At 42.0% G+C, this 688-nt stretch carries 1 pseudogene; it reads left to right on the forward strand.

The features are described from left to right. Window positions 1-111 precede the first annotated feature (111 nt). Window positions 112-688, forward strand: a pseudogene (locus HT723_RS10665) (IS66 family transposase); the annotation flags it as partial.

Raw genomic sequence — 688 nt, forward strand, 5'->3', positions numbered from 1 at the left:
ATGTTGCGGCAGTAACTTAGGACTTTAGTCCTCTAGTTCTGCCTATGCGATAGCAGTCCAAGGTTTAGGAGCAAGGCGACGCTAAGCTTGGTAAACTGCGAACCGCTAGAAGCTTATCGTCAACTGGAAGAAGCTGAACTTGTTGGATGTTGGGCGCATGTGAGAAGGAAGTTTTTTGAATCCACCCCCAAGCAAGCAGATAACTCATCCTTAGGAGCTAAAGGTTTAGCTTATTGTGACCAGTTATTTGCCTTGGAAAGAGACTGGGAGGTTTTGCCAGCTGATGAACGACTACAGAAACGTCAAGAAGAGCTCCAACCCCTAATGGAAGACTTCTTTGCTTGGTGTCGGCGTCAGTCAGTTTTACCTGGTTCAAAACTAGGAAGGGCAATTGAATACAGTCTCAAGTATGAAGAAACCTTTAAGGCCATTTTGAAAGACGGGCATCTGGTCCTTTCCAATAATCTAGCTGAACGCGCCATTAAATCATTGGTTATGGGACGTAAAAATTGGTTGTTTTCTCAAAGTTTTGAAGGAGCTAAAGCAAGAGCTATTATTATGAGTTTGTTGGAAACAGCTAAACGTCATCAACTAAATAGTGAAAAATATCTATCCTATCTTCTAGAATGTCTTCCAAACGAGGAAACTCTCGTAAACAAAGAGGTTTTAGAGGCTTATTTACCATGGA

It is taken from the genome of Streptococcus sp. 2106 (assembly GCF_013277315.1).
GTDB classification, from domain to species: Bacteria; Bacillota; Bacilli; order Lactobacillales; family Streptococcaceae; genus Streptococcus; species Streptococcus pseudopneumoniae.